Source organism: Pseudomonas sp. 05N434 (assembly GCF_056396965.1).
Genome location: NZ_JBFTMK010000029.1, coordinates 21,211 through 28,653 on the forward strand (window position 1 = coordinate 21,211; position 7,443 = coordinate 28,653).

At 59.8% G+C, this 7,443-nt stretch carries 6 protein-coding genes; 2 read left to right on the top strand and 4 right to left on the bottom strand.

Annotated elements, in window-relative coordinates; genetic code table 11:
- Window positions 1-56 precede the first annotated feature (56 nt).
- On the top strand, window positions 57-992 hold the full coding sequence (locus AC1DLB_RS03570) for a glutathione S-transferase family protein (protein WP_064620166.1): 936 nt from the start codon (window positions 57-59) through the stop codon (window positions 990-992).
- A 152-nt stretch (window positions 993-1,144) separates the two neighbouring features.
- Here the strand turns inward: AC1DLB_RS03570 and AC1DLB_RS03575 are convergent, their stop codons facing one another.
- Window positions 1,145-1,495, bottom strand: coding sequence for a glutaredoxin family protein (locus AC1DLB_RS03575; RefSeq protein WP_477743265.1), 351 nt, complete (start codon window positions 1,493-1,495; stop codon window positions 1,145-1,147).
- The gene (yejK, locus tag AC1DLB_RS03580; protein ID WP_477784611.1) at window positions 1,495-2,499 is read right to left on the bottom strand and encodes a nucleoid-associated protein YejK; all 1,005 of its coding nucleotides are present in this window, start codon (window positions 2,497-2,499) and stop codon (window positions 1,495-1,497) included. The genes AC1DLB_RS03575 and yejK overlap by 1 nt, the downstream gene beginning before the upstream one ends.
- A 397-nt stretch (window positions 2,500-2,896) precedes the next feature.
- Between yejK and AC1DLB_RS03585 the strand changes: the two genes are divergently transcribed.
- Window positions 2,897-3,178, top strand: a complete 282-nt coding sequence (locus AC1DLB_RS03585) for an HU family DNA-binding protein (protein WP_007905514.1) — start codon at window positions 2,897-2,899, stop codon at window positions 3,176-3,178.
- A gap of 100 nt (window positions 3,179-3,278) precedes the next feature.
- On the opposite strand, the gene rlmF is transcribed toward AC1DLB_RS03585, so the two are convergent.
- Together rlmF and AC1DLB_RS03595 are read right to left on the bottom strand one after the other, a co-directional pair.
- Complete coding sequence (rlmF, locus tag AC1DLB_RS03590; RefSeq protein WP_018927099.1) at window positions 3,279-4,301, bottom strand: 23S rRNA (adenine(1618)-N(6))-methyltransferase RlmF; 1,023 nt, start codon at window positions 4,299-4,301, stop codon at window positions 3,279-3,281.
- Between the two features lie 175 nt (window positions 4,302-4,476).
- Window positions 4,477-7,323 (bottom strand): valine--tRNA ligase, encoded by a 2,847-nt coding sequence (locus AC1DLB_RS03595; RefSeq protein WP_086944738.1) that lies wholly within the window; start codon window positions 7,321-7,323, stop codon window positions 4,477-4,479.
- Window positions 7,324-7,443: the final 120 nt, after the last annotated feature.

Genomic DNA, 7,443 nt, shown 5'->3' on the forward strand with positions numbered 1-7,443 from the left:
TGCCTGCCGATTGCGCGCTAAGCTGCGGGCTCCTTATCCGAGCGGCGGAGCCGAGCATGTCCGAGTTGATTCTGCATCATTACCCGACGTCCCCTTTCGCCGAAAAGGCCCGCTTGCTGCTGGGCTTCAAGGGGTTGTCCTGGCGCTCTGTGATGATCTCGCCGGTGATGCCAAAACCCGACCTGACGGCCCTGACCGGCGGCTACCGCAAGACGCCGGTGTTGCAGATCGGTGCTGATGTCTATTGCGACACCGCGTTGATCGCTCGTCGTCTGGAGCAGGAAAAAGCTTCACCAGCGTTTTTCCCGGAAGGCCAGGAAATGGTCACGGCGACCTTTGCGGCGTGGGCCGATTCGGTGGTGTTCCAGCATGCAGTCAGCCTGGTGTTCCAGCCAGAATCGGTAGCGGTGCGCTTCGGCAAATTGTCGCCGGAAGCGATCAAGGCATTTCTGGCCGATCGCTCCGGCTTGTTCAGCGGTGGCAGTGCCACTCGGTTGTCGGCCGAGCAGGCAAAGCATCAGTGGCCAACGATCATGGCGCGTCTGGAGCAGCAGCTTGAGCGTGAGCAGGGGGACTTCCTGTTCGGCGAACCGTCGATTGCCGACTTTGCCCTGGCTCACTCGCTGTGGTTCCTCAAGGCGACGCACGTGACGTCACCGTTGGTGGATGCTTATCCGGCCGTTTCGGCGTGGTTTGGCCGCGTGATGGGTTTTGGTCATGGCGCGTTCAGCGAGATGACGGCCGAGCAAGCGCTAGAGATTGCCCGCAATGCCACACCGGCCCCGTTGCCGGATGAGCAGTTCGATGAGCCGAACGGGTTCGAGGTTGGCCAGCAGGTGGTAATCGCGGCGACTGATTACGGGGTTGATCCGGTGGCGGGTGAGTTGATGTTTGCCGGCAGCGAAGAGTTGATTCTGCGCCGTGAAGACGAGCGGGCCGGTGTGGTGCATGTGCACTTTCCGCGGTTCGGGTTTCGCATAGAGGCTTGCTGACGTACGCACCTGTGGCGAGGGGGCTTGCCCCCGTTGGGTCGCGAAGCGCCCCCAGGATTTCGATGAGAAAACCGTATCCACGGGAAATTGCGACTGCTGCGCAGCCGAACGGGGGCAAGCCCCCTCGCCACAGGATTGTTTGAAGCTGATGGTTATTTCAGCGCCGCAAGCACCTGGTCCGGGTCATACCCGCGAATCAACGTTCCATTCACATCGATGATCGGAATCCCGCGTCCGCCGAGTGCCTCATAGGCTTTGCGCGCCACGGCATCCTTCTCGATATCGAATTCCTTGTACGGAATGCCTTTCTGATCGAGGAAGCGCCGGGTCAGCTTGCAGTAGCCGCACCAGTCAGTGGCGTAGAGCACGACGTTGGCCTTGGCCTGGGTCTGCTCGGACACCACCTGCGAGGGGTGAAGCACCCGCTCGATCTTGCCCCAGTTCTGGTAAACCACAACCATCAGCAGGATCAGCAGGAATTTTTTCAACACGCCACCGAGCATCAGTTGCGTCGCTTGAGCTGGTCGGTCAGTTGGGTCGGCAGGCCTTTGATGATCAGCGTGCCGGCCTCCTCGTCGTATTCGATCTTCGAACCCAACAGGTGCGCTTCGAAGCTGATCGACAGGCCTTCGGCGCGACCGGTGAAGCGGCGGAACTGGTTCAGGGTACGCTTGTCCGCCGGGATCTCCGGGGACAGGCCGTRGTCCTTGTTGCGGATGTGATCGTAGAAGGCTTTCGGGCGATCTTCGTCGATCAGTCCGGACAACTCTTCCAGGCCCATGGGCTCGCCCATTTTGGCCTGGCTGCTGGCGTAATCCACCAGGGTCTTGGTCTTCTCACGCGCGGACTCTTCCGGCAGGTCTTCGCTTTCGACGAAGTCACTGAACGCCTTGAGCAGAGTGCGGGTTTCACCGGGGCCGTCGACGCCTTCCTGGCAGCCGATGAAGTCGCGGAAGTACTCCGAAACCTTTTTGCCGTTCTTGCCTTTGATGAACGAGATGTACTGCTTGGACTGCTTGTTGTTCTGCCACTCGGAGACGTTTATCCGCGCCGCCAGGTGCAACTGGCCAAGGTCCAGATGTCGCGAAGGGGTCACGTCCAGCTGATCGGTCACCGCCACGCCTTCGCTGTGGTGCAGCAGGGCGATGGCCAGGTAATCGGTCATGCCTTGCTGGTAATGCGCAAACAGCACATGGCCACCGACCGAGAGGTTGGATTCTTCCATCAGCTTTTGCAGATGTTCGACCGCCACCCGGCTGAAGGCCGTGAAATCACGACCACCGTCGAGGTATTCCTTCAGCCAGCCGCTGAATGGAAACGCGCCGGACTCCGGATGGAACAGCCCCCAGGCTTTGCCCTGTTTGGCGTTATAGCTTTCGTTCAAGTCGGCGAGCATGTTCTCGATGGCCGCGGACTCAGCCAGTTCAGAGTCGCGGGCGTGAAGAACTGCGGGTGTGCCGTCGGGTTTTTTGTCGATCAGGTGGACGATGCAATGACGGATCGGCATGGGCTTCTCGGCTGATTGGAGAGAGGAGGGCGTGCTCCCCCGAAAAAGCGCCCAGTGTACCGCAACCACTGGTTTTGGCGTGGTCCGAAGGGCAATTCGAAGCTCTCCGGCGACCCTGATGTGATTTTTTCCCGATTTAGAGCAATAAAGCTGACCAAATGGGTAGCTAGAGGCGGATATTTCCCCGTCTCTGTGCTAGTTTTGCCCGGTCTTACGCGAAGTCACTGCGTTAAGCGTGCATTCAGCATTTGTCAGGTCGAACCAAACCCTGATTTCGGTATCTATAACCCCGACTCGTCGTGGTTATGGCCGAGGGTGCCAGATCCAGAAGATCGGGCTCGATGGCTGACACTGCACTCTGCAATCCATATGAATTTGATAGGGAAGGAACACTACAATGGCTCTTACTAAAGACCAACTGATCGCCGACATCGCTGAAGCTATCGACGCGCCAAAAACCACCGCGCGTAACGCTCTGGACCAACTGGGCCAAATCGTTGCCGATCAGCTGGAAAACGGCGGCGAAATCACTCTGCCAGGTATCGGCAAGCTGAAAGTGACTGAGCGTCCTGCCCGTACCGGCCGCAACCCTTCGACTGGCGCTGCCATCGAAATCGCTGCCAAGAAAGTGATCAAGCTGGTTGTGGCCAAAGGCCTGACCGACGCTGTCAACAAGTAAGACTTGTTAAAAAAACCGTGCTCCGGAGCAATCCGGGCACGGTTTTTTTGTGTCTGCGATTCAACGATTGATCAGGCTCAATCGCTGTCTCGGTTGTTACTCAGCTTTTGCGGGCCCAGCGCTCGCGCCAGACCTGTTGCTCGGATTTGGTCTGGAAGGTCCAGGCGACGAAGCGACTTTGCTTCTGCCCTTGGGACATTTCCACGACCTGGCTTTCCAATACGCCGGCCTTTTTCAGCGCCGTCTGGATCGCCGGCAGGTTCGAGGCTTTCGAGACCAGGGTGCTGAACCAAAGCACTTTGTGTTGAAAGTGCGCGCTCTCGGCGATTAGTTGCGTCACAAACCGTGCCTCGCCACCTTCACACCACAGTTCGGCCGATTGCCCGCCAAAGTTCAGCACCGGCAGTTTGCGTTTTGGGTCGGCGCGGCCCAGCGCGCGCCATTTACGCACGCTACCCTTGGTCGCCTCGTCCATCGAGGCGTGGAACGGCGGGTTGCACATCGTCAGGTCAAAGCGTTCGCCGGGTTCGAGCAAGCCCAACAGAATGTGCTTGGGATTAGTTTGCTGGCGAAGCTGGATGGCTTTGTTCAGCCCGTTGGACTGCACGATGGCTTTGGCTGAGGCTACGGCTATCGGGTCGATTTCCGAGCCGAGGAAGTGCCAACGGTAGTCGCTGTAGCCGATCAGCGGATAGACGCAGTTGGCGCCCATGCCGATATCGAGCACCTTGACCGGCGCGCCGCGAGGGATCTCGCCGTCGTTGACGCTGGCCAGCAGGTCGGCCAGGAAGTGCACGTAGTCGGCACGGCCCGGAACCGGCGGGCACAGGTAGTCGGCCGGGATGTCCCAATGGGCGATGCCATAGAACGCCTTGAGCAGCGCCCGGTTGAACACTCGCACCGCGTCCGGGCTGGCGAAGTCGATGCTCTCCTTGCCGTACGGATTGATGATCACGAACTTCGCCAGTTCCGGCGTGCTCTTGATCAGCGCCGGGAAGTCGTAACGACCCTGATGGCGATTGCGCGGGTGCAGGCTGGCCTTCTCGCGTGGCTCCACGGCTTTGGCCGGGGTCGCGGGTTTAGGCTTTTTGCGCGCAGGTTTGGGTGTGCTGGGGGCGGTCATGGGCGAGGTCGATTCGGGTATGGCTAAAAGTGGCGGGTATTGTCCCACATCCAGCTGCTGCTCACCCAATTGTGAAGATCGCTGCATGTCCCTGTGGCAGCGGGTGTTTGGGAGTATGTGGCGGGCATAAAAAAGGGAGGCCGCTGGGGCCTCCCTGTTTTATTGCGATGTGCCGTTACAAACTGGCAATCCGCGCATGTTGCTCCGCCAGCTTGCCCAAAGCCTGTTCAGCTTCAGCCAGTTTGGCGCGTTCCTTCTCGATGACTTCGGCCGGGGCCTTGTCGACGAAACCGGCGTTGGACAGCTTGCCGCCGACGCGCTGAACTTCGCCCTGCAAACGCAGGATTTCCTTGTCCAGGCGCGCCAGTTCGGCGTCCTTGTCGATCAGGCCGGCCATCGGCACCAGCACTTCCATCTCGCCAACCAGTGCGGTGGCGGACAGTGGAGCTTCTTCGCCTGCCTTCAGAACAGTGATCGATTCCAGACGCGCCAGCTTCTTCAGCAGAGCTTCGTTCTCGGTGAGTCGACGCTGATCTTCGGCGCTGACGTTTTTCAGGAACAGGTTCAGCGGCTTGCCTGGACCGATGTTCATCTCGCCACGAATGTTACGCGTGCCGAGCATCAGACCCTTGAGCCATTCGATATCGTCTTCGGCAGCCTGGTCGATGCGTGCCTCAACGGCCACTGGCCAAGGTTGCAACATGATCGTCTTGCCTTGAATACCGGCGAGCGGTGCGACGCGCTGCCAGATTTCTTCGGTGATGAATGGCATGAACGGGTGAGCCAGGCGCAAAGCGACTTCCAGCACTCGAACCAGGGTGCGACGGGTGCCGCGCTGACGCTCGACCGGCGCGTTTTCGTCCCACAGCACAGGCTTGGACAGTTCCAGGTACCAGTCGCAATACTGGTTCCAGATGAACTCGTACAAGGCTTGTGCCGCCAGGTCGAAACGGAACTGATCGAGCTGACGGGTCACTTCGGCTTCAGTGCGTTGCAACTGCGAGATGATCCAGCGATCCGCCAGGGACAGCTCATAGGCTTCGCCGTTCTGGCCGCAGTCTTCGCCTTTGTCCAACACGTAGCGCGCGGCGTTCCAGATCTTGTTGCAGAAGTTGCGGTAGCCTTCGACGCGGCCCATGTCGAACTTGATGTCGCGACCGGTGGACGCCAGCGAGCAGAACGTGAAGCGCAGGGCGTCGGTGCCGTAGCTGGCGATGCCGTCGGCGAACTCGTCGCGGGTCTGCTTCTCGATCTTCTTCGCCAGTTTCGGCTGCATCATGCCGGAGGTGCGTTTCTGCACCAGATCTTCCAGTTCGATACCGTCAATGATGTCCAGCGGGTCCAGGACGTTACCCTTGGACTTGGACATCTTCTGGCCCTGGCCATCACGTACCAGACCGTGCACATACACGGTCTTGAATGGAACCTGCGGCGTGCCGTCTTCATTTTTCACCAAGTGCATGGTGAGCATGATCATCCGGGCAACCCAGAAGAAAATGATGTCGAAACCGGTCACCAGCACGTCGGTGGAGTGGAATTTCTTAAGGAATTCGGTCTGTTCCGGCCAGCCCAGGGTGGAGAAGGTCCACAGGCCCGAACTGAACCAGGTATCCAGAACGTCGTTGTCTTGTTGCAGCGCAACGTCCGGCCCGAGGTTGTGCTTGGCACGCACTTCGGCTTCGTCGCGACCGACATAGACCTTGCCCGACTCGTCGTACCAGGCCGGAATCCGGTGGCCCCACCACAGCTGACGGCTGATGCACCAGTCCTGGATATCGCGCATCCACGAGAAGTACATGTTTTCGTACTGCTTTGGCACGAACTGAATGCGGCCGTCTTCAACCGCGGCGATGGCCGGCTCGGCCAATGGCTTGGTGGACACGTACCACTGGTCGGTCAGCCACGGCTCGATGATGGTGCCGGAGCGGTCGCCTTTAGGCACTTTCAGGGCGTGGTCGTCGACGCTGACCAGCAGGCCGGCGGCTTCGAACGCTGCCACGATCTGCTTGCGCGCTTCGAAGCGGTCGAGGCCGGCGTATTCGGCCGGGATCTTGCCGTCGATGCTCTCGTTCAGTGTGCCGTCGAGATTGAACACCTGGGCCGCAGGCAGCACATGGGCGTTTTTGTCGAAGATGTTCAGCAGCGGCAGGTTGTGGCGCTTGCCGACTTCGTAGTCGTTGAAATCGTGGGCCGGGGTGATTTTCACGCAGCCGGTGCCGAATTCAGGGTCGCAGTAATCGTCGGCGATGATCGGGATGCGGCGGCCAACCAGCGGCAGCTCGACAAATTTGCCGATCAGGGCTTTGTAGCGTTCATCGTTCGGGTTAACGGCCACGGCGGCGTCGCCGAGCATGGTTTCCGGACGCGTGGTCGCGACGATCAGGTAGTCGTTGCCTTCAGCGGTTTTGGCGCCATCGGCCAGCGGGTACTTCAGGTTCCACAGGAAACCTTTCTCGTCGTGGTTTTCCACTTCAAGGTCGGAAATCGCCGTGTGCAGCTTGGTGTCCCAGTTGACCAGACGCTTGCCGCGATAGATCAGACCGTCCTCGTGCAGGCGCACGAAGGCTTCTTTCACCGCCTCCGAGAGGCCGTCGTCCATGGTGAAGCGCTCACGGCTCCAATCCACGGACGAGCCGAGGCGGCGGATCTGACGGCTGATGTTGCCGCCGGACTGATCCTTCCATTCCCAGACTTTCTCGAGGAATTTCTCACGGCCCAGATCGTGACGATTCTGGCCCTGAGCTTCGAGTTGACGCTCCACCAGCATTTGCGTGGCGATACCGGCGTGGTCGGTGCCTGGCTGCCACAGGGTGTTGCGACCCTGCATGCGGCGGAAACGGATCAGGGCGTCCATGATCGCGTTGTTGAAGCCGTGACCCATGTGCAGGCTGCCGGTGACGTTCGGCGGCGGGATCATGATGGTGTAGGACTCGCCCTCGCCTTGAGGGGCGAAGTAGTTCTCGGACTCCCAGGTGTTGTACCAGGAAGTTTCAATGGCGTGCGGCTGGTAGGTCTTATCCATGCGCGGCGGGACCCTATTGGCATTTATTCAGGAAAAGCCGGGAAGTATAGCGGGGCACGGGGCGTAGGGCGAGCAGGGGCGGACAGGGCGCAGATCAAATTGTGAAAGGGACTCGTGGCG

What these genes read in the sequence shown, in the direction of transcription:
- AC1DLB_RS03570 (WP_064620166.1), top strand. Translation starts at nt 57, where the DNA reads ATGTCCGAGTTGATTCTGCATCATTACCCGACGTCCCCTTTCGCCGAA.
- AC1DLB_RS03575 (WP_477743265.1), bottom strand. Translation starts at nt 1,495, where the DNA reads ATGCTCGGTGGCGTGTTGAAAAAATTCCTGCTGATCCTGCTGATGGTT.
- AC1DLB_RS03585 (WP_007905514.1), top strand. Translation starts at nt 2,897, where the DNA reads ATGGCTCTTACTAAAGACCAACTGATCGCCGACATCGCTGAAGCTATC.
- rlmF (WP_018927099.1), bottom strand. Translation starts at nt 4,301, where the DNA reads ATGACCGCCCCCAGCACACCCAAACCTGCGCGCAAAAAGCCTAAACCC.
- AC1DLB_RS03595 (WP_086944738.1), bottom strand. Translation starts at nt 7,323, where the DNA reads ATGGATAAGACCTACCAGCCGCACGCCATTGAAACTTCCTGGTACAAC.